21 protein-coding genes are annotated in these 19,392 nt (G+C 46.0%); 11 read left to right on the top strand and 10 right to left on the bottom strand.

Features of this window, described 5'->3' with window-relative positions; genetic code table 11:
• The coding region (locus ABRS97_RS27535) for a hypothetical protein (RefSeq protein WP_367819377.1) at positions 1-440 on the top strand (440 nt) is incomplete at its 5' end.
• Positions 441-576: 136 nt separating this feature from the next.
• Here ABRS97_RS27535 and ABRS97_RS27530 read toward each other — a convergent pair.
• A complete protein-coding gene (locus ABRS97_RS27530; RefSeq protein WP_367819376.1) occupies positions 577-915 on the bottom strand; it encodes a hypothetical protein in 339 nt (112 codons plus the stop codon).
• Between the two features lie 18 nt (positions 916-933).
• Complete coding sequence (locus tag ABRS97_RS27525; protein ID WP_367819375.1) at positions 934-1,191, bottom strand: hypothetical protein; 258 nt, start codon at positions 1,189-1,191, stop codon at positions 934-936.
• A 429-nt stretch (positions 1,192-1,620) separates the two neighbouring features.
• On the opposite strand from ABRS97_RS27525, the gene ABRS97_RS27520 reads away from it, so the two are divergent.
• A complete protein-coding gene (locus ABRS97_RS27520; RefSeq protein ID WP_367819374.1) occupies positions 1,621-1,878 on the top strand; it encodes a hypothetical protein in 258 nt (85 codons plus the stop codon).
• 227 nt (positions 1,879-2,105) lie between these two features.
• Here ABRS97_RS27520 and ABRS97_RS27515 read toward each other — a convergent pair whose 3' ends face one another.
• The 3 genes from ABRS97_RS27515 to ABRS97_RS27505 form a co-directional block, all read right to left on the bottom strand.
• A complete protein-coding gene (locus ABRS97_RS27515) occupies positions 2,106-2,333 on the bottom strand; it encodes a DUF6199 family natural product biosynthesis protein (protein ID WP_367819373.1) in 228 nt (75 codons plus the stop codon).
• 163 nt (positions 2,334-2,496) lie between these two features.
• Positions 2,497-3,294, bottom strand: coding sequence for a TIGR01457 family HAD-type hydrolase (locus tag ABRS97_RS27510; RefSeq protein ID WP_367819372.1), 798 nt, complete (start codon positions 3,292-3,294; stop codon positions 2,497-2,499).
• A 96-nt stretch (positions 3,295-3,390) separates the two neighbouring features.
• Positions 3,391-5,055, bottom strand: a complete 1,665-nt coding sequence (locus tag ABRS97_RS27505; RefSeq protein WP_367819371.1) for a PAS domain-containing sensor histidine kinase — start codon at positions 5,053-5,055, stop codon at positions 3,391-3,393.
• Positions 5,056-5,376: 321 nt separating this feature from the next.
• Between ABRS97_RS27505 and ABRS97_RS27500 the strand changes: the two genes are divergently transcribed.
• Both ABRS97_RS27500 and ABRS97_RS27495 read left to right on the top strand, forming a co-directional pair.
• Positions 5,377-5,835: a chemotaxis protein CheX gene (locus tag ABRS97_RS27500; protein WP_367819370.1), complete on the top strand. Its 459-nt coding sequence runs from the start codon at positions 5,377-5,379 to the stop codon at positions 5,833-5,835.
• Positions 5,836-5,943: 108 nt separating this feature from the next.
• On the top strand, positions 5,944-6,720 hold the full coding sequence (locus tag ABRS97_RS27495; protein WP_367819369.1) for an SDR family NAD(P)-dependent oxidoreductase: 777 nt from the start codon (positions 5,944-5,946) through the stop codon (positions 6,718-6,720).
• Positions 6,721-7,454: 734 nt separating this feature from the next.
• Here ABRS97_RS27495 and ABRS97_RS27490 read toward each other — a convergent pair.
• Positions 7,455-7,712: a DUF2573 family protein gene (locus ABRS97_RS27490; RefSeq protein WP_367819368.1), complete on the bottom strand. Its 258-nt coding sequence runs from the start codon at positions 7,710-7,712 to the stop codon at positions 7,455-7,457.
• Between the two features lie 86 nt (positions 7,713-7,798).
• On the opposite strand from ABRS97_RS27490, the gene ABRS97_RS27485 reads away from it, so the two are divergent.
• From ABRS97_RS27485 to ABRS97_RS27470, 4 genes are all read left to right on the top strand, one after another.
• The gene (locus ABRS97_RS27485) at positions 7,799-8,644 is read left to right on the top strand and encodes an alpha/beta hydrolase family protein (protein WP_367819367.1); all 846 of its coding nucleotides are present in this window, start codon (positions 7,799-7,801) and stop codon (positions 8,642-8,644) included.
• Between the two features lie 80 nt (positions 8,645-8,724).
• Entirely contained in the window at positions 8,725-9,306 is a 582-nt protein-coding gene (locus tag ABRS97_RS27480; RefSeq protein WP_367819366.1) for an RNA polymerase sigma factor, read from the top strand.
• Between the two features lie 122 nt (positions 9,307-9,428).
• Positions 9,429-10,895, top strand: a complete 1,467-nt coding sequence (locus ABRS97_RS27475; protein WP_367819365.1) for a DEAD/DEAH box helicase — start codon at positions 9,429-9,431, stop codon at positions 10,893-10,895.
• Between the two features lie 59 nt (positions 10,896-10,954).
• Positions 10,955-11,497: a hypothetical protein gene (locus tag ABRS97_RS27470; RefSeq protein ID WP_367819364.1), complete on the top strand. Its 543-nt coding sequence runs from the start codon at positions 10,955-10,957 to the stop codon at positions 11,495-11,497.
• Positions 11,498-11,584: 87 nt separating this feature from the next.
• Here ABRS97_RS27470 and ABRS97_RS27465 read toward each other — a convergent pair whose 3' ends face one another.
• The 3 genes from ABRS97_RS27465 to ABRS97_RS27455 are packed head-to-tail and all read right to left on the bottom strand — an operon-like array spanning position 11,585 to position 14,353.
• A complete protein-coding gene (locus ABRS97_RS27465; protein WP_367819363.1) occupies positions 11,585-12,763 on the bottom strand; it encodes an MFS transporter in 1,179 nt (392 codons plus the stop codon).
• Positions 12,760-13,584, bottom strand: coding sequence for an HAD family hydrolase (locus ABRS97_RS27460; RefSeq protein WP_367819362.1), 825 nt, complete (start codon positions 13,582-13,584; stop codon positions 12,760-12,762). The genes ABRS97_RS27465 and ABRS97_RS27460 overlap by 4 nt, the downstream gene beginning before the upstream one ends.
• Entirely contained in the window at positions 13,577-14,353 is a 777-nt protein-coding gene (locus ABRS97_RS27455) for a DeoR/GlpR family DNA-binding transcription regulator (protein WP_367819361.1), read from the bottom strand. The genes ABRS97_RS27460 and ABRS97_RS27455 overlap by 8 nt, the downstream gene beginning before the upstream one ends.
• A gap of 366 nt (positions 14,354-14,719) precedes the next feature.
• On the opposite strand from ABRS97_RS27455, the gene ABRS97_RS27450 reads away from it, so the two are divergent.
• Complete coding sequence (locus tag ABRS97_RS27450) at positions 14,720-15,295, top strand: TetR/AcrR family transcriptional regulator (protein WP_367819360.1); 576 nt, start codon at positions 14,720-14,722, stop codon at positions 15,293-15,295.
• Between the two features lie 54 nt (positions 15,296-15,349).
• On the opposite strand, the gene ABRS97_RS27445 is transcribed toward ABRS97_RS27450, so the two are convergent.
• Positions 15,350-17,098 (bottom strand): FAD-dependent oxidoreductase, encoded by a 1,749-nt coding sequence (locus tag ABRS97_RS27445; protein ID WP_367819359.1) that lies wholly within the window; start codon positions 17,096-17,098, stop codon positions 15,350-15,352.
• A gap of 210 nt (positions 17,099-17,308) precedes the next feature.
• On the opposite strand from ABRS97_RS27445, the gene ABRS97_RS27440 reads away from it, so the two are divergent.
• Together ABRS97_RS27440 and ABRS97_RS27435 are read left to right on the top strand one after the other, a co-directional pair.
• Complete coding sequence (locus ABRS97_RS27440; RefSeq protein WP_367819358.1) at positions 17,309-18,733, top strand: S-layer homology domain-containing protein; 1,425 nt, start codon at positions 17,309-17,311, stop codon at positions 18,731-18,733.
• Positions 18,734-18,890: 157 nt separating this feature from the next.
• A complete protein-coding gene (locus ABRS97_RS27435) occupies positions 18,891-19,169 on the top strand; it encodes a hypothetical protein (protein ID WP_367819357.1) in 279 nt (92 codons plus the stop codon).
• Positions 19,170-19,392 lie beyond the last annotated feature (223 nt).

Here is a 19,392-nt window from a genome sequence, read left to right as displayed (position 1 = left end):
ATGCCTGTCTGTCCAAGCGTTGTTTGGACAGACACCCGCATCATGAAGCAGGAGAATCGACCGATGAAGCCTATGCAGCCGTGAATAAGGGCCGTGGTGAGGATCAAGCCAGCAGGAGCATGAGCGTATCCAGCCCCAGAAGGGGAAAGGAGCGAAGCCCTGCGGGAAGAGCGGTTGTAAAAAGCCGTCTGTCCTTGGCCGCGGCGCGAACGATGGTTTTAAACCGATCCGAAGGATCAAAGCCGCTGCCCACGGCAACCGAAACAACTCACGCTGGGCCTTATGCGCATAAACGGCTTGCCGCTGTTGATTCACCGAGCAGGGAGCTTGCGCCTTTCAAACCGAACCTAACAGCGGAGCCTGTCCGACTAGGGTTTGAAAGACTGCAAGCCATCCCTGCAAGGAATCAACTTGGGGGTAAGCCGTTTATCCCTGCATAAGGCGCAGTGAGGCTGTGAGGGGTGCCAGAGGCATAGGATCGATCCTTCTTTTGCCTATTTTCCCTTTGGAGGATGGGGACCACTAAAAAAACCTTGATAAGCATAGAGCCAATCAAGGTTTATAAGAATTATGAATTTAGCTTAAGTCAATCGTAGTCCAACCAGCAGAAATAATATTATTTCTTAGTTGTGCAAATGCTTCCTCAGATGAGCATTCTGTTGATTCCTCAAATTCGAATCTTGTAAAAGGTCTTGTAAAGAACTCAATAAAATGAGGTTGAGCACAACTGTCCCGTTGTCCTATGCACTTATCATGTCCTCTAATATATTCAACCTTTTCATCATTCAAGTTTTCTCTTCTCTTTCTGTATTGTATCCAGTTCTCATTGCATTCCTTGAAATCAACAAATTTATCCATTCCAGTTTCGTCAATATAATTAAGACCGTCAGGCGTAATACTTTTAATAATTTTCATAAACTCTCCTTTATACTATTAGTCGCCCCAAAATTGATCTTCATTAATATATTCCTTCCAATTAACCTCAGACCAATTTAGTAACCCAGAAGGTCCGCTTCCCTGGCGAACAGTTATTTCAACCGGTATGCCAGTTAATTGACTTGCAACATATCTGTGATGACCTTCTTCAATAAATCTGCCGACATCTTTAACATCATAGACAATAATTGGATCTATTTTTTCACCCTTCAATAACTTATCTGCATAATACTGTACTCTTTCAGGATTAACCATTTCCTGTGTTGGTCTAATTTCATTAAAATCTGTGCCAACAATGTCCCTACCTTTTGGAAGAGTATCTTTACCTTTAAAAAGACCCGTTATTTTATCCCATACATTTTTAAACGCGCTTGGTTTGATTTAAGGGGGGGATAAGAAGAAATGGCTGAATAAATGACTCCCCTATGGAGGTGTAGCATTTGACTGAAGATCAAGAAATATAGGCTAACTCAATGTAATCAAAATAAGTAGGAACGTTCATTTTTACTGAATGTCGTGATAGGATTTGTGGTTTTCATTTTGGGTATTTTTCCAGCAATTATACATAGTTTTAAGTATTAATCGAGGACGGTAATACATTAAAGGGAAGATTGATGCAAGTCCTTACGCGGATGATTACTGGAACTACAATTTAATTAAAATTGTAGTTCAAAGGAGTATAGTATGAATAAGAATGTAAGTGTAAAAGAGATAAATGTAATCATAAGAATTGCATCCTTAATTATTGCAATTATTGGTTTATTTGTATTAATTCAAAGCGCTGGACTTGGTAATGATGCTGCTAACATTTATTTGATTAACCAAAGTATGGACACGGGGAGTTATGTTGAGATAAAAAAGGGGTATATTAGCTCATACCGTTATTTAGGCTCTATATTATTACTGGTTGGTATCTTAACAGTATTACGTAAGTGGGAATGAGTTTTTTTCGAGAGAAGCAATAATCGTGTTGGTATGAATATAAACGAGAACATATATCCCTTTCACCGTCGCGACACATATGGAATGTTGTTCATTGTTAGTTTGGAACGGGAATACGGAGAAGTAACAATGGAAAATGTAAAATCCCTTTGCAAATGATTAATGCAGAGGGATTTACTTTTTATGGAACTTCTCTTTTATATGAATTCACTTATCTAGCAATGCGCTTACGCTTGCATTATTAAACCCATTATTCCTGTCATAAACAAAATAATGCCAACAAAAACTAAAAAATATCCTATTACTCTTACTAGTTTCAAATCAAACTTGGAAGCTTTCCCTGATTTTTGTCCTGCAAATCCATGCTTCCATGCAAATTGAGGTTTTGCAATACTCATTAATCCTCCAGCTAGTAGAAATATGGAGAACAATATAAGTCCTAGTTTTTCATTCAACAAAACTCTCTCCTACAGAGCCAATTCACATTAAACCCTTGTTTCTTAGCATGTTCATTTATTTTTGAACTCAACTCACTTTAAAAAACTGAACTACAATATAAAACTTCTCTATGATTATCAGGATAAAAACGCTGTGTGAAATATTACCGCTAAACGCATGTCAGCTGGGATTCATTTCAAGATTTGCCTGCCGGACGAAGTCCAACAGGTCGTCGCAGATCAAGTCCGGCGTCACGCCTGCCGACGCCAGCTGGGCCTGGACATTGGCTGCGGTGGCGACGCCAGTCAACACCAACGCCGTGCGGCAGCCGGACACCGCGCCCCCGCGGATGTCTGTGGCGGCATTATCGCCGATGACCCAGATATCGGCGGCGGGCAGTCCAAGCCGCTCAATGGCGTAAGCCATAATGATCGGCGACGGTTTGCCGATCACCACCGGCTCCACGCCGGAGGCGGCGGTGATCGAAGCGGCCAGGGAGCCTGCCCCTGGCATCAGCCCTCCATCCGACGGCAGCATGCGGTCGGGATTGGTTAAGACATAAGTTGCGCCATGATGCAGATGGCCGACCGCTTCTGCCAGCTTCGCGTAGGTGAAGCTGCGGTCAATGCCTTGGACGACGTAATCCGGCGTCTCCGTAGTAAGCTGGAAGCCGGCCGCCGCCAAGGCGATCTCCAGCCCGGCTTCGCCAATCATATGCACGCGGGAGCCTTGCCGCTGCTCGGCCATATACTGCGCGGCTGCCTGCGCAGACGTGTACACGGCATCGGCGGGCACCTCAATGCCAAGCTCATGCATGTGCTCGGATACCTGTTCAGGCGTACGCGAGGAATTGTTCGTAACGAGTAGATACGGTAAGCGATTATCGTTTAGCAGGCGGATAAATGCCGCCGCATGAGGGATCGGCTCGTGACCTCTGTACAACGTTCCGTCTAAATCAATGAGAAAACCAGTCATCATCCATACACTCCCTGATTATATAGAAGTTGCTTTAAGTCGCAGCTAACTCCGTTATCTTCTTTCCTTCCAACATGGTCGTTTATTGGAGAACTCAATTTAGCGCATCGAAGGAAGCGTAATTTCTACCTTCGTGCCTTCCCCCAGCTTGCTCTGTATTTTCATCATTCCGCCGTGGGCTTCAATAATGCGGTAACATACCATGAGGCCAAGTCCGGTCCCTTTTTCCTTCGTGCTGTAGAAGGGCTCTCCAAGCTTAGGCAGCCGTTCCGGGGCAATCCCGCAGCCCTGATCGATGAAGCGAACGGTTAATTCTGTGCCATTTTGCGTAGGCATGGCCTGAATTCGCATGATGCCACCCAGCGTCATAGACTCCAGGGCATTTTTCAAAATATTAATAAACACTTGTTTAATTTGATGTTCATCGCACGATACCAGAGGGAGTTCAGGTGCAAGCTCCGCTTCGATCTGGATATTGCCCAGCAACGCCTGTGGCTGCAGCAGCTCAATGGTGCTCGTTACGATGGAATCCAGCCTTCGCGATTCGAAATGAGTCGCTTGAGGCTTGGAGACAAACAGAAATTCATTGACGATGAATTCAATGCGCTGGAGCTCATTTTGCATAATTTCAATGTAATATTGTTCTTTGGGGCTATTCGTTTTGAGCAGTTGCAGAAAGCCTTTCAAAGCGGTTAAGGGGTTGCGAATCTCATGTGCTACCCCAGCAGCAAGTTGACCGACAGCCGACAATTTATCGGATTTGATGAGGAGCTCCTGGGTCTTCTTCTGCTCGGTTATATCTTGGAACGTAATGACAGTGCCGAGCAGATGACCTTTGCCTTCCAGCATCGGGCTGCTCATATACTCCACCGGGAAGCTCGTCCCGTCCTTCCTCCAAAACAAATCCTCTTTCACAACGGTTACTTCGCGATTCAAGACCGTGTTTAGAATAGGGCTTTCCTCTCTCGTGAAAAGGGTGCCATCGCTTTTCTCGGGGCGGATCAAATTGTGAATTTGCCGGCCTAGCATTTCATCGACTTTCCAGCCTGTCATCGTTTCCGCCGCTTTATTCCAGAAGATGGTTCTTCCCGTCATATCAATGCCATAAATGCCCTCGGATACAGAATTAAGAATGAGTTGATTTTGCTTATGCAGTTTATCGATTTCTTTCTTCTGCTCTTTGACTTCAGTTAAGTCTTTCAGAATCGCATAGACCCCGACGATATGTCCGTCCACCATGGTGGGCACGAAAGTCACGTTGGATTGCACTGGAAACCCTTTCTGATGGACAAAGGCTGCTTCAAAATGCTGGGGCATCCCGGAAGAAGCGACTTGAAAATGATGCAGTGCCTTAAGCAAGTCCGGTGGATTAATCATTGGAATGAATGAAGTGAGCAGGGAGATGTCACGCCCCAGCCCCAGCAAGCTTTCCAAACCATGATTGGAAGTGAGCACCTCACCATCCAGGCTGAAGGAAATAATCGAATCCGGATGGTTGTCGTAAAGCGATTTGTAACGTTCCACGCTTTCTTTCAATCTCGCTTCGCGTTCTTTAATTAATGTGAAGAAATAAATGGCAAGTCCAAGTATAACACCAATCATACCTAGCCAAAACGCAATTCCGACATACTTGAAGTTCTGCGAAAGGTCGATACGTTGAAATAGAATGGCAATTGCAAACAGCACAATAATGACGATAATATGATAAGCTAGCGCAATTTGAAATAAAGTCCAACTTCGAATCGTTGCAGCCGGTTTGACCATGATGACTCTGAGCACCCCTTAAAGTCAATTTCTCCCATAAGTGTATCAGGGTTCGACAGAAATATATATATTTTTCCTTGTTTTTTGTTTGATTTTTATCTTGTTTGAACATATGTCTCGAAACTATGAAACCAAACCTTTTCGGAGAGATCATCCAAGCGTTCCAGGCTGCTGCAGTTCAAGGAATTTATTGGGATGCAAATCTGAGTATTTGGCACTATATAACGAAAAAATGCTGTGTACTTGTCCCGGAAATTTAGGTATACTGTAACAAAAGGTCGTTTTTCTGCGGATATTACTCACAAAGGAGATCGGGATCTTATGAAGGCTGAGTACATTAATCCCTTTTTGGAGTCGGCTAGAATCGTCATCGAGCAAGTTGCTAACATCCGCCCTACAACTGGGCAGCTTGGCATCAAAGACATTAAATTTGTGGAGAATTATATCTGGATTCAAATCGGAATGACGGGCCAAATGGAAGGCGACATCGTATTTGGTTTGGCTGAAGAGGTTGCGCTCAAGATGGTATCTGCCATGATGGGCGGCTTCATTGTGACAGAAATGGATGAGATGGGCAAAAGTGCCATATCCGAACTCGGGAATATGATTAGCGGCAATGCAAGCACCATGCTTTTCAACCAAGGGGTCCGTGTTGATATTACACCTCCCAAGATCGTTCAATCGGCAACGGCAGCAGGTTTTGTACCGAAGAAAGCGCTCACTATTCCATTGATTATGGAAAGTATTGGCGAATTGGACATTCAAGTCCTCATTACTTAGCAGCCGTTTGAGTAAGAATTGACGAAATATGTTAGAATCGATGGAGTGCTGCTGTAGCGGCGACTCCATTTTTTTATGCATCCCGAGTGAGATGAGGAGAAGGAAACAGTGAACATTACGAATAAAATAGTGCTAATCACAGGAGCCTCCAGCGGTATTGGCGCGGTCATGGCGCAGCAATTTTGTGCCAAAGGGGCGATACCGATATTAACGGCACGTAGTGCGGACAAATTAGGAGAAATTGCAGCAGGGCTGCCCGGAGAGCACGCTGTGTATCCAATGGATGTAACAAATGCGGAGCAAGTAGCAGAAGTCGTTGCGCAGATTATCGAGCGATATGGACGGATTGATATTTTGGTTAATAATGCCGGCTACGGAATTTTCGAATCTTTTGTAGATGCGCCTTTAGCGCATTTTGAAGATATGATGAACGTCAATTATATGGGTTTGGTGCGTTGCACGAAAGCTGTTCTTCCGCACATGCTGGATGCGGGCAGCGGTCATATCGTGAATATCGCCTCCATGGCGGGCAAAATCGGTTCGGCCAAATCCACGGGGTATTCCGCAACTAAGCATGCGGTCCTTGGCTTTACGAATAGTTTGCGTCAGGAGATAAATGGTTCTGGGGTTGCGATTACGGCGATTAATCCGGGTCCTATTTCGACTCCGTTTTTCGATAAGGCGGATCCAAGCGGCAATTATGTGAAAAACATTTCCTGGTTTATGCTTAAACCGGAAAAGGTTGTAAAGGCGCTTATGCAGGCAATCGAAAAAAACGTGCCTGAAATCAATTTGCCGTTTGTAGCGGGTGTAGGCGTCAAATTATTTCACTTGTTCCCCAGAGCTTTCGACCGGATTGCCACAAAAGTATTGAATAAAAAATGAGAAAAAGCGGATCACCTCTTGAAGGGATTCCGCTTTTTTGTTCACGTCAAAATGCATAAGTCGTCAGGTTTTATTTGTGTGATGAGCTCGCTGAGAGCGGAGAGATTCCGCACACATCGTGTGGTACGAGCATTGACATAATGAACGTAGAAGATCCGGAAGTGCCGCTGCAGTTTGGATCACCCGATACCGCCTCGATCTGCGGTAGATCGTCTTTTTGTACGGGTGAGCGGAACGTAGATGCATTAAGAGACGGTATTTTCGGTTGTAGGGACGTTTCGCGGAACTACTGTGCCTTATGAGCAGGAAATGCTGGGCTGTAGGCACAGTTTCGCTCATTTAGCGCACCCTAGTTCCGCTTCAGGGGGAGAAAAAGGACGTTACCATGAAATAAGGCATCGTAGTTCCGTCGACATCACTGTGCATGGGAATAGGCGGTCCGGCAGTACCTCCTCCGTTTTCTTGCGAATCTTGCGGAGGCGAAATGTACCCGGAATCTCACAGGGGTGCTCATGGACAGGAATACCGGAAGGCAGCACAGAAGAGGGAATGGGAATGAGTGTGGGGTGGAAAAGCGATAGCGGCCACCTTTAAAGCCGTGTTCGCACCACTTTATCCATGCAAGGAACACCATTTTAACAGAGGTTGGAATCCCATGCCCAACATGCCCAATTCCCTCCCCATGCTCAAACGTATGAGTCTGGTTAAGAACCTTGCCGCAGCCTCAGGTTTTCTTAGGGATTTAAATGATCCGTCTTCTTTAGAGCTCCGTTTAAATCGCGAATTTCTTCGAAAATGCGCCGAACCTCCGCTTTGCCGATTGGATGTGTTTGATTCCAATGGGAGGCAAGGGCGGGCAACGATTTATGAATGTGATTATAAAGAGCCCAAATCTTGATTTTACCGATCATTTCCGGCGAAGTGTCGCCCGTGATCAGTTCAGCTGTCTTTACCAGCAAAGCATCGAATTCTTTCTCAAATTCTGTATTCATAGGATCATCCCTTCGGATGGAATATTAAAGTGTATAATCAGTCTATCGCAAGGGTTCATGGCTGTCAAAATAGGAGGCACGCATGTATGACATTAAGGGAATCGACGGAAAGTGACGGTCAAATGCTGGCAAGGGAGGCTCTCCGCTGCTATGCCAAGCATGTATCGCTGTATCTTCTTACCTATAGCAGTCAAGGATTACGTGTGAAGGGCTTTCTGGCTGTGCCTGAAGGAGATGGGCGGAGACCTGCCGTTATTTATTGCCGCGGTGGCATTCGGCGGGTTGGGATGGTACGCAAGCGTAGAATCGTATCCATGGCACAGCGGGGATATGTCGTGTTTGCCCCTTTCTATCGGGGAAATGAAGGTGGAGAAGGCCGCGAGGATTTCGGCGGGGAGGATCGGTTTGATGTGTTGAACGCCATTCCTATGGTACAGCGTTTAGAAGAAGTCATGCCAGGCCCAGTTTCCTTAATCGGTTTTTCCCGCGGGGCAGTGATGGCGCTTCGCGCAGCCAAAGAAAGCCGCAATGTCGGCCCAGTCGTTGTCTGGAGCGGATTAAGCGATATGTTCGATACGTATGAGGAGCGTGTTGACCTGAGAAGAATGCTGAAGCGGGTTGTCGGGCATCCCAAGAAGCACCTGGATGCCTACATACAGCGCTCGCCAGTACAGTGGGTGGAGCAGGTGGACTCGCCTGTTTACATTATCCATGGTACAAAGGATACGCAGGTTCCTGTGGCGCATGCACGGAAGCTGGGAAGCGCTCTTGAACGCGCGGGCAAGGATTATTCCATGGCTTTATACGAAGGATTGGATCATAGATTTCCAAAAAAGGAAGATGAAAAAGCGCTTGATGATGTGTTTACATGGCTGGATCAGAAATTGGCTAGAATGAGACAGGAAGAATCTCCCATTTTTTTTACGTTTTAATATTGTTTACTGCTCTCTAATGCCCTAATATGAAGTAGGGAACAAAGATGGTTTAGAGCTGGCTGTGGTGGGGGGCTTTTATGTCGAAGTATTTGACGCTGATATTTACCTGTGACTTCTATACTTTGGATATTGCCCTACAAGAGCAAGTTTATCAGGAGTTTTATTTGCTTGTATATCCGATGATTTACTTTATTTTAAGAGATCATGCCGGGGTTGAAGATATAATTCAAGAGTCCTTTTTGCGAGTGGTTCGCAAAGCGCCAATGTTGAAGGAAATCGACAAATATGAAAGCTGGGTAAAAAAGCTTGCCCGTAACGTTACGCTCAACCATTTGCGCAAGCACAAGCGCAATCGGGAGGAGCTTGAAGCTGAACTTATCCTCGTTACGAAAGAAGTTGCGCCGACGTCCGAATATTGGGTCCCGCTCGAAAAAGAAGTTGAGTTAAAGCTGATGCGCGAGGCTATTGTGACCTATATCAATCAGTTAAGCCCCTCCTATCGGCAAATCATCGCAATGAAATGGATACATAACCTTTCCTACAAAGAGATGGCCAGCGAGCTGGATGTGACGGAGGGCGTCATTCGCCAGCGTTTATTCCGGGCACGCGAAGCCATCAGGCAGAGATTGATTGAGGATTGGGGAACTTTTCACGAATAATGAGGCGTGCATATGCGAAGTGCTGTTCCTGGCGGACAGCGCTTTTTATTGTTCATTTGTATCGTTTAATGGTTGTCGCTTATAATTGGGGGAAAAGGTTAGAGGAAATGGGGTTTTTGGAATTGAGTACAAGCTTTGAACAACTGCTGGTCGAGCAGTCTTATGTACATAAATTAAATGAGGCGGGTATTGCCCAGCCTACACCTATTCAAGAAGAGGCAATTCCCGCGCTTATGCAAGGGAAAGATGCAATTATACAGTCACAAACAGGGACAGGAAAGACACTGGCGTACTTGCTGCCTGCGCTGCAACAAATTAATCCTCAGCAAAAACAGCTTCAAGTACTGGTTGTTGTTCCCACGAGAGAGCTGGGTATGCAAATTTTACGGGAAATTGAGAAGTTAACGCAGGGCGGACAGATACGCTCGCAATCTCTCATCGGCGGAGCCGCCATGTCCAGACAAGTGGATAAGCTGAAACTTAACCCGCATATTGCAGTAGGTACGCCGGGGCGATTGCTAGAGCTTATGAAATTGCGTAAGCTAAGCCTTCATCATGTGAAAATTGCCATTGTTGATGAAGTGGACCAAGTGTTTGAGCTGGGTTCTATGAATGAAGTGGATGCCGTTCTCAAAGGGACGCAACGTTCAAGTCAAACCGTGTTCGTTTCTGCGACGATACCGGCCAGTATTGAACAAGCAGCCCAGAAATGGATGCAGGAACCCGTTATCGTGAAAATCAATCCAAGTCAACGGACTGCGGATACGCTTACGCATTGCTATTTCGTATGCGAAGAAAGAGAACGGATTGATACTCTGCGCAGACTGGTTCGCCTTATTAATCCCCCTTCCGCGATCGTTTTCATTAATGCCACGGCTGATATTGCCGAGGTTGTGGGCAAGCTGAAATACGTCGGCCTTTCGGTAGAAGCCCTATATGGTGAAGCGGGTAAACAAGAGCGGGCCAAAGTCATGAGCCATTTCCGGGAGCGCAAATTCCAACTCCTGCTTGCCACAGATATTGCAGCGAGGGGTTTAGATATCGAAGGTGTTACGCACGTATTTCATCTGGATCCAGCCACGAATGCGGAGTATTACCTTCACCGCGTTGGTCGGACAGGCCGGATGGGCCGCAAAGGAACGGCGATTTCTATCGTGACGCCTAAAGAACTGTTCATCATGAACAAATTCGAGAAACAGCTCGGCATCACGATTGCGCCAAAGGCGATGTACGAGGGCCAGATCGTCGACCCGGCCCAGAACCGCTCAGCGGCTGCCATGCGCAGCCGCAGGGAAGCTGCGCGCCCTGCAGGCGGCGCTGCACCCGCACGCGGACCAGCCGCAAGCGCGCGGGATACTGCTGCGCCTGTGGCGGGCACGGCTCGCATTAGCGCGGCGGCCCCTGCCGCACGCGGCGAGCGTGACGCTGCTGCAGCGGCGAAGCCGGCAGCGCGCAGCGGCGTGGCCGCCGGCGGCAAGGCCGCAAGCCCGGCCGCTCAGAAGGCGCAGCGTGAGCGGGACCGCAAGAGCAAGGGCGCTCCGCGCTGGCTCAAGGCGAAGCAGCAGGGCAAAGATACGCCAAATGCTTAAGTTTCTGGCGTATCTTTGACGTCCAGCACATCATGGGAGATGAGGGGGCGTAGGATGCATTGAAAAAGCTATTTGGGTTCATCATCGGCACGGTTGTTGTCCTAGCCGCCATATGTGCAGGTATGGCTTGGTATGTGAAGCCGGCGGAAGCGCTGGATCTGAACTACAAGGAAGTTGAAATCACGGGCAAGATCATAGACATGATCCGAACCCGCAAGCTGGAAGCGGAGTTAACCGAACAAGACATCAACGATATCGTCAAAAAGCAATTGGCTGCACACTCTACACTGCCTAACGATATTCAAATAGAAGGCGCCAAGCTTACACTTCGGGGGACAGACCTGGAAGCGGACGTGAATATCCGTTGGCGCGATCAAATACCTGTCGGCGCCAAGATGTGGTTCAATTTAGCATGGGACAGTCAGAATATCAACATCCAGCATATCGGAACAAGGATCAATGACGTTCAAATACCAAGCGATTGGGTTCAGTTAGCTCCCATTTCAATCCCTCTAGAGGAGTATTTGCCTAAACTGGTTGGCGTCAAGGATGTCCACTTTGAAGAGAAGGCCATTCGCATACAATTAAATCTATTGAGGTAACACAAAAAGGCACTGATTTTGTCCGAAAAATCAGTGCCTTTATTAGTTTCAGGGGGAAGGAGAAGCATTCACCTTTCTTTGGTTATTTCAGCCCGTTCTCAAAGCCCGGCCCTTCCATTGAGAAGAGTACAAAATAATAACTAGCGTCAAGCACATTCCGCCTAATATGAACCAGATTGATACACCGACGTGGAAATGGTCCATCCCCCAACCTACCGCGAGCGGAAGGAGAGAACCGCCAAGTCCGCCTGATGCGATGAGTGTGCTCGTGGATTGCTCCGTTCGACCGGGAAGCAACTGGTTGGCGTAAATCAAAGCGATGGCGAACATGCCGGACATGAAGAAACCAAGGAGTAACACGATGGCAAAGCTGCTCCAAAGCTGCGTGCTGAATATCCATAGAATAGCGATGAGCAGACTGCCGGCAAAGGATACGACTAAATAACGGAAATACGTCATTTTCTCAGCGAGCGCTCCGGCAAAAACCCGGCCTAAGACCATAGCAAGCCAATAAGCAGTCACGGAAAGTGAAGAAAGAGAACTGGAAGCTTTTAATTGATCGATAAAGATGGACGGCAAGAAATTAACGATGGTGTTTTCCATCCCGCAGTAAACGAAGAACACGACCATGAACAAGCATAGAAATGTCAAAGATCTTCTCGTCAAAGCCGGTGGCTTCTCTGAATGTCCCTTACGATCTGCCCGATGGGCTAGCAGCTCATCATGTTCGCCCAAAGATAATTTTGACCAAATGAGACCTGTGCCTATTGCACTTGCGCCGAGCAAAAGGAAGGAATATTTCCAAGCTCCGCCAGCGATCAGCATGCTGGATACGAGCGGCATCACAAGTGCTCCCAGCCCGAAGAATACTTCTAGTTTACTGAAGGCGGAGGCCTGCTGATCTTTTGCTGCTACAAGAACAAAGGTGCTGATGCTGGCTTCGACAAGTCCAAACGAAATGCCAGCCAGAAATGTCAGGCACACGGCAATCGGCCATGGCGGTAATAAAACGATGGCGAACATCGCAATGCCAAGCATGGCAAAAGCCGTAGTAATTGTACTTCTACGGCTTATTCGGCGAATGAGGAAAGGCATGCTGAGGACGCCAAGCAGGAATCCGCCGAATTGCATAAACACGAGAAGGCCCCCGTCGCTATAGCTCCGTCCATAGTAGGTCAGCAGCTCAGGCAAAACGGCTCCGAAAATAACGTGAGTGCTGCCTGTCAATAAATAGGCCAAGCAGCCCATGATTAATAATCTTTTCATAAATTCGAGCTTCCTTTTCCTTGCAGCAATTGCTTATCGTTATGAGTAAAAACGTGTCCGATCGCTTCTGCAACAGATCCAACTTGATAGGTTGCTTTTTGCTTTACCTCAGGATGCGCCCCGTTCATGGCAAAACTGTGCGGTGTAATGCCGAACATGGATACATCATTAAATGAATCTCCGAAACAAGCGACTTCATCAGGCTGCAAGCCCAATTGATCAAGCAAGACGAGCAGCGAGCTGCCTTTGGAAACATGCTGGGGCATGATGTCGAGGCAATCTTTGTCTGAGATGAACGTTTCTACTTGGTCGCCTAACTGATCTTTCAATACTTGAATCACCTGCAGCAAAATTTCAATTTCACCAAAAAGAGAAAATTTACAGGTTGGAAGGTCAGTTCCCAGTGCTTGCTCCGCATCCGATTTGACAATAAACGGTTGGAACATTCTTGCTTCTATCTCGTCGGATGCAGCAGAAACACGGGCAATATAATTCGCCTCGCCAGAGCAAATCAGCTTTACGATGTCAAAGTCATTCAGGAGCTGATACACCCGATGAGCGAGTTCCGGCTCGAAAAGCTTGGATTGCAGGAATGAACCATCATTCCAATGGATAAAAGCGCCATTTTGCGAGACGGAATAAGTCTCGTGACCGATGTCCTTCATAACCCGCTGCATTTCACTATGCATCCTGCCCGAAGCCAGACATAGTTCAATTCCAGCCTCTTTGGCTCTGGATATCGCCGCAATTTCCCGTTGGCTCACCTTTTTGCTGTGATCGAGTAAAGTTCCATCCAAATCGCTTACAATGAGTTTAATCATGTTGATGCTCCCCTCCAGCTAATACAATATCGACTTCACAAGCGAGCAGTCTTTCTTTGATTCCAGAACTTAATGCTTGGTCGGTAATTAGAATATCAATGCTTTCGAAACCTACTACACGGTGAAACAATCTTTTGCCGAATTTGGAATGATCAGCGAGTACGATGACTTGATCGGCATGCTGCATCATTTCTCTGACTAAGTAGCTGTCCTCTTCGTTTGGCGCAGATAAACCTTCTTCGGTAATGCCACACGTCCCAATAAACAATTTGTCCACATGATAATCGTTCAGCATTTCGATGGCTTTGGCTCCATATACACTGTGATGTTTATTATCCAGGACCCCCCCAAGCATATGAATGGTTGTCTCTGCTTTGCGTGCCAAAATCGCCGCGATTTCGATAGAACTTGTCACCACGACATTGTGTTTGGAATTCATCGCCGTAGCCGCATGAAGAACGGTAGTGGATGCATCCATCATGAGATAATCACCGTCCTGCATGAGCTCGGCAGCTCTTTTACCGATGGTCAGCTTGGAGGAGGATTCAGCCTGCAAGCGTTGGTCGTAGCCGCCAACCTCTTTGGACAATGTAGGGAGAATAGCGCCGCCGCGCGTTCGAACGATACGTCCCTGCTCCTCCAGCTTAACCATATCGCGCCTTGCAGTATCGCGGGAAACTTCGTAGAGCTCGCAGATGTGATCAACAGTTATTCGCTTATTTGATTTTAAGTAATTGAGAATAGAGATAAGCCGTTCTTCTTGAAACAAGGACTTTACGCTCCTTTCACTTAAGTGTTTGTAAGTTATATTAAGTTATTTACTTATTATATATGCTAATTCCATTTGTTTCAATATAAAAAAATGCGTCTGGAGAGTTGGCCTCCAAGGCACGTTTCCCTTTTAGGCAGCATGTAAAATATCTTAATAATGATTAAAGGTTATTATTATTTTAGACTACTGGTCATATATGGTTTTCTCTTTAAATATTAAATATTATTCACGTTGAAAATCTGCTGTCATCGTAATAGTTAAAGCATGAATTGATATTTATTAAACCTTCGGTCATATTTATCGTTGAACAAAATCGGCATTTTGATTATACTGTGAGGAAGAGCTGAAAACGGAGTTGATGGTATGAACCGCGAAGAGAAGAAGCTTGCAACAAGGAAAAACATCATTAATTGCGCGCTTGAATTATTTGCAGAGCAGGGGTATGAAGCGACAACAGTCCACCAAATTACCGAGCGGGCAGGCGTAGCGAAAGGAACGTTTTTTAATTATTTTGAAAATAAAGAGGATGTCCTGTGTGATGTTCAAATCGTTATTGCCACAGAGGAAATTTCCAAACTTCAATATAAACAAGGGCCTATTATTCCTCTGATGAGGGAATTGCTGATGGAGATGCTGCGGCGGCTCCCCTTAAGTCGCCCGCTTATATTAGCGATGTTTCAGTGCACATTGAATAATAAGAAACTCCTAGAATCTGAAAATGCCAAAACGGAAGAGTTTAAGCAAGTGCTTATTCCCGTCATTCATGCAGCAATGGCGAGAGGCGAGATTAGTACTTCCATGCCCGCCGAGTTGATTGCGGAGCTTGCGGTTCAAACCTATCACGGCACACTGCTACATTGGGGAATGGGACAAGGCGATGAGAAACTATCCAACCAGATGGCGCTTACTTTTGAACTGTTTTTCAGAGGGCTTCGATGATAATAGAAAAGACCGCGCATTATGCTTTGCGACAAAGCGAATGCGCGGTCTTTTTTATCCTTTTATTGGCGGGCTGGCAGGGTGTTTGTCAGAAGGCTTTGTACTAGGCTTTACACTGGGCTTAGCAGAAGGCTTGATTTTGTCAGGCGTTTTTTCAGATGCTTTTTTGCGTGTATGCACATAATTCGGATACGTAATTTCACCGGAGTCGAGCTTTCTGATTTCCTCTTCGTTCCACCCGCTAATTTTGTTGATAGCGGTAACGCCGGTAAGCTTGATTTGATAGTGGCCGGCCAAGTATTGCTGCAGTTTTGCCATTTCTTCAGGTTGTATGTCTCTAAGCCTTTGCTTGCCATGCAATTGGCCTAGAATAACGCCGATCGATTCTGCGGCAAGACTTGTGTTCGGTTGAATTCTGGTGCTGCCATAAGCAATAGCGGAGGAGCCCACATTCTTGCCTGCTGCAATGACGTTGTCATAATTTTTCAGTAAGAAACTGCGCAGCGGCATGCCGTATTTATCCGGACGCCCCATCTCAATCCCCCACTTGTTTGCACTCGTTCCTTGCAAATCAAGCGGATACCCGCCGATACTCACATTGTCCCAGAACATGGTTCCGGACAACAGGTCCGAAGGTTTCAGGACATAATCCATTTCATAATGATTATATTCACGAACGTACGGATACGTGGGCAGGTCGCCTAATTGAGCGTGTTCCCAGCCGGGCAAAGTTTTACGGAAATGATTTAATATTAAGGGTGTCTCCTTATTGCCAAGAGCAACAGCTTCTTCTATAGAAGAAGCGTTAGCAGGGTCAACCGTATACACGAGCAGGGCATTGATCAGAACATCTCCATCGCGTTGATTGACTGCGTTTAAACCTCGCAGAAACACACGATCATTGGAAGCCTGGTAGGCTTTAGTCATCCCGCTCAGTCCAATGGCGAAGCTGTCATTGACATATCCGCCGCCGAATTGCTTGCTTTTCTCATCTGGCTTTAGAGCGTTAAATGCCATTTTGAAAGCTTTCCAATCAACATTTTTAAATTTCATCATCATGCCGGCGCTCATGTATTCGATATTCTTTTGCCCATAGAAACTTTCCAGGCCTGGCAATCGTGTGGCGTTTAAACGAGAAATCAAAGCGGCATAGTCGCTGTTGTCGACATAATAAGAAGCAGAAATTTTCTTGATTTCATGCTGTTGATTCGTATAGGTGATGGAATTGACTTTATGCAGGTTATCAGGGGTATTCGTTTGTTCGACTTCGTCTATTTGAATCCCGGACTCTAAAGGGATATCTTTAATCAGTTTGTTCATATAAGCTGAGAACTCAGGCAATTTGCGAATTTTAGCGCTTCTGAAGCCGTCAAAGAGCTCTTTTGCCCGACCTTGTACGAGTAGTTTACCTTGTTCGTCACGAGTTTCGTCTAGAAATAGCATCTGGCTCTGCAAAACTTGGCCGCCAAAAGCAGATCTGGGGTCAAGTATTTTCACCTTTAAACCTTCGTCCGCTGCCGCTCTGGCTAAATAGAGACCTTCCAGCTCACTGCCGATAAGCAAGATATCCGTGTGTTCAACAGTTGTATTGTCGACGCTTTCAGAGGTGCTTGTCGGCTGATTCTGCTGCGATGGCATCGTGGTAACGGGTGCAGAGTCATGATGCGTGAGTGAGGACACGACACCGGGGGGCTCGCTTTTTTCACTCTGAAACCACATTTTACCTGCTGTGAACGCCGATACCATAATAAACAAAGCGGCAAGGGCTATAACAAGCTGTACTCTTCTGCTTCGTAAACGCATATGTGAACTCCTTTGCTGGTAGTGTTGTCATCCCCCTTCAGTCTATCAGTTTCATGGGGGTTTTAATAGTGATGGTCTATTGTTTTTAAATGAATTTATCATGCACCCCCCAAAATAAAACGGGCGAAGCGAATCTTTGTAGCATAACCAGGAACCCTTCGCGAAGGCTCCGTATTATCTCATTAATTATGATAAGGGAGAGGGAACTTGATGAAGAAGCAATTGATGAAGAAAGCAATCGCAACCGGTCTCGTACTTACAATGGTAATGGGGGGCGGAACGGCGGCATTTGCTAAAGGTAATGATCATGACAAGAATTCCAATAAAGGCAGAAACAATTATACAAGTCAAACGTTCAATCCAAAGGGAAATGTTCAAATCCGAATTAATTTCAACGATATGAAGAGCGCGGAGTGGGCAATGCGTTATATCGCAAGCCTAGCTTCTAAGAATGTATTTGAAGGATATGAAGACGGCACTTTTAAGCCTGATAACAAAGTTTCCCGCATTGAGGCGATTACAGCGGCTGTTCGTTTGATGGGATTGCGTGAGCAAGCGGAATCGACGACCGAAATGCAAACGAAGCTGAACTTCAAAGATGCAGATAAAATTCCTTCATGGGCTGTAGGCTATGTAGCCGTTGCGCTTGAGAATGACCTGTTCACCGAAAATGACGATTCCGTACTTCCGTCACAGGATGCAGACCGTCTTTGGGCTACAACTCTCTTGGTGAAAGCTCTTAAACTAGAGACTGAAGCTAAGGCCAAAATGAATACAACCCTTACTTTTAAAGATGCGAACAAAATCCCGGCTGGCTCCGTAGGCTATGTAGCCGTTGCAATTGAAAAAGGTCTTGTTGATGGTTTCGAAGACAACACATTCAGACCTAACCAATCCGTCACGCGCGCCCAGCTCGCCGCTTTGCTGGATCGCACAGGCAACCAATTGCCTGATCAAGATCAAAATGCTAGCACAGGCACTGTGAATGCCGTTGTCAATAACAACGCGTTGTCCCTTACTAAATCAGGTACTTCCACACAATACGTTCTTCATCCTGATGCGTTTGTTCTGCGTAATGGCGTAAAAGTAAGCGCTTCTGCTCTACAAGTTGGGGACGAAGTTAAAGTTCGCACCTACAATAATACAGTTGTGTTCATTGAAGTGACCAAACTGGCTGAACAAGCCGCTGATGTTTCGAATGGAACGATTAGTACGGCTGTGTACAGCAATTCTTTCACATTGACGAAGTCCGGTACGGCTTATACGTATACGCTTAGCCCGAATGTGTTTGTGTATCGCAATGGCGCACAGGTAGCGGCTTCTGCCCTTCAAGTCGGAGATGAAGTTAGCATCCGCTCGACTGGCAATCAAGTTTACTATATCGAAGTAACGAAGTTGGCTCAAGTCAATCAATCCTTTGATATCGTTGGACTTTTAAATGCGACAACATTGAACTCCTCAGGTAAAATCACGACCATTTCGATCACGCAAAATATCAATGGCAGCGATCAAACGTCCATTTACAATGTATCTGCCGATGTAGCGCTGACTGGCAACCTCTCTGCATTCACGCAAGGTCACTTGATTCAACTGAAAGGCCAGAACCAAGTTGTCACTTCCATTGATGTCAAATAATAGTAGTATAAAATTATAGAGATATACGTAGATATGAAAAAGGTTTGAATCATGCAACAACTCCCTCTGGAAGCAGTGGGGGTTATTGCTTTATGCGTTGAATATTTTTCCTTCCCTTGAGGCAAACTGACACCTATCTTGGAAGGAGAGTTGATGTATGGGCGAAACACTTATTGAAACATTTAAAAGATACTATGCGGATTACCGTACCGCCACGGATGCCGATCAAAGCTTTGCAGATGCATATCAGGCGCTTGCCTATCATGTTATTGAGCAGACCGGGCGGCTCGCGCAAGAGGGCAACCTAGCTGACATTCAGAATGTAGTGCGTGAATTTACAGAAATCCGTCACGCGACGGGCGGTAGTAATGATTCATTGAAGGATAGCTTTGAACAAGAACTTGTAGAGAATGTGCTGGATCGGGTATCGCATTAGCAAAAGATGTTGCATTATTCAATTGACCATGCTATATTAGTTTTCCGGCCAAAAAGGGCAATTAACTTTATGAGAAATTAAAAAATAAAGCTTGCAATTCACTGGGCGGATATGATATATTAGATTTCGCTGTCGCAGAAATGTTGCAGAAGCAAGCGAAAGAAATTGTTCTTTGAAAACTGAACAACGAGTGAAGAAGCACGAACGAGCAATCGTTCAAAAA

The sequence above is a fragment of the Paenibacillus tabacirhizosphaerae genome (assembly GCF_040812395.1).
Taxonomy (GTDB): domain Bacteria; phylum Bacillota; class Bacilli; order Paenibacillales; family NBRC-103111; genus Paenibacillus_E.
Note: the sequence above shows the minus strand (reverse complement) of the source record. Positions and strands in the feature narration are given on the sequence as shown.

What these genes read in the sequence shown, in the direction of transcription:
- ABRS97_RS27510 (WP_367819372.1), bottom strand. Translation starts at nt 3,294, where the DNA reads ATGATGACTGGTTTTCTCATTGATTTAGACGGAACGTTGTACAGAGGT.
- ABRS97_RS27520 (WP_367819374.1), top strand. Translation starts at nt 1,621, where the DNA reads ATGAATAAGAATGTAAGTGTAAAAGAGATAAATGTAATCATAAGAATT.
- ABRS97_RS27460 (WP_367819362.1), bottom strand. Translation starts at nt 13,584, where the DNA reads ATGATTAAACTCATTGTAAGCGATTTGGATGGAACTTTACTCGATCAC.
- ABRS97_RS27465 (WP_367819363.1), bottom strand. Translation starts at nt 12,763, where the DNA reads ATGAAAAGATTATTAATCATGGGCTGCTTGGCCTATTTATTGACAGGC.
- ABRS97_RS27435 (WP_367819357.1), top strand. Translation starts at nt 18,891, where the DNA reads ATGGGCGAAACACTTATTGAAACATTTAAAAGATACTATGCGGATTAC.
- ABRS97_RS27530 (WP_367819376.1), bottom strand. Translation starts at nt 915, where the DNA reads ATGAAAATTATTAAAAGTATTACGCCTGACGGTCTTAATTATATTGAC.
- ABRS97_RS27480 (WP_367819366.1), top strand. Translation starts at nt 8,725, where the DNA reads ATGTCGAAGTATTTGACGCTGATATTTACCTGTGACTTCTATACTTTG.
- ABRS97_RS27525 (WP_367819375.1), bottom strand. Translation starts at nt 1,191, where the DNA reads ATGGTTAATCCTGAAAGAGTACAGTATTATGCAGATAAGTTATTGAAG.
- ABRS97_RS27440 (WP_367819358.1), top strand. Translation starts at nt 17,309, where the DNA reads ATGAAGAAGCAATTGATGAAGAAAGCAATCGCAACCGGTCTCGTACTT.
- ABRS97_RS27445 (WP_367819359.1), bottom strand. Translation starts at nt 17,098, where the DNA reads ATGCGTTTACGAAGCAGAAGAGTACAGCTTGTTATAGCCCTTGCCGCT.
- ABRS97_RS27490 (WP_367819368.1), bottom strand. Translation starts at nt 7,712, where the DNA reads ATGAATACAGAATTTGAGAAAGAATTCGATGCTTTGCTGGTAAAGACA.
- ABRS97_RS27450 (WP_367819360.1), top strand. Translation starts at nt 14,720, where the DNA reads ATGAACCGCGAAGAGAAGAAGCTTGCAACAAGGAAAAACATCATTAAT.
- ABRS97_RS27505 (WP_367819371.1), bottom strand. Translation starts at nt 5,055, where the DNA reads ATGGTCAAACCGGCTGCAACGATTCGAAGTTGGACTTTATTTCAAATT.
- ABRS97_RS27500 (WP_367819370.1), top strand. Translation starts at nt 5,377, where the DNA reads ATGAAGGCTGAGTACATTAATCCCTTTTTGGAGTCGGCTAGAATCGTC.
- ABRS97_RS27485 (WP_367819367.1), top strand. Translation starts at nt 7,799, where the DNA reads ATGACATTAAGGGAATCGACGGAAAGTGACGGTCAAATGCTGGCAAGG.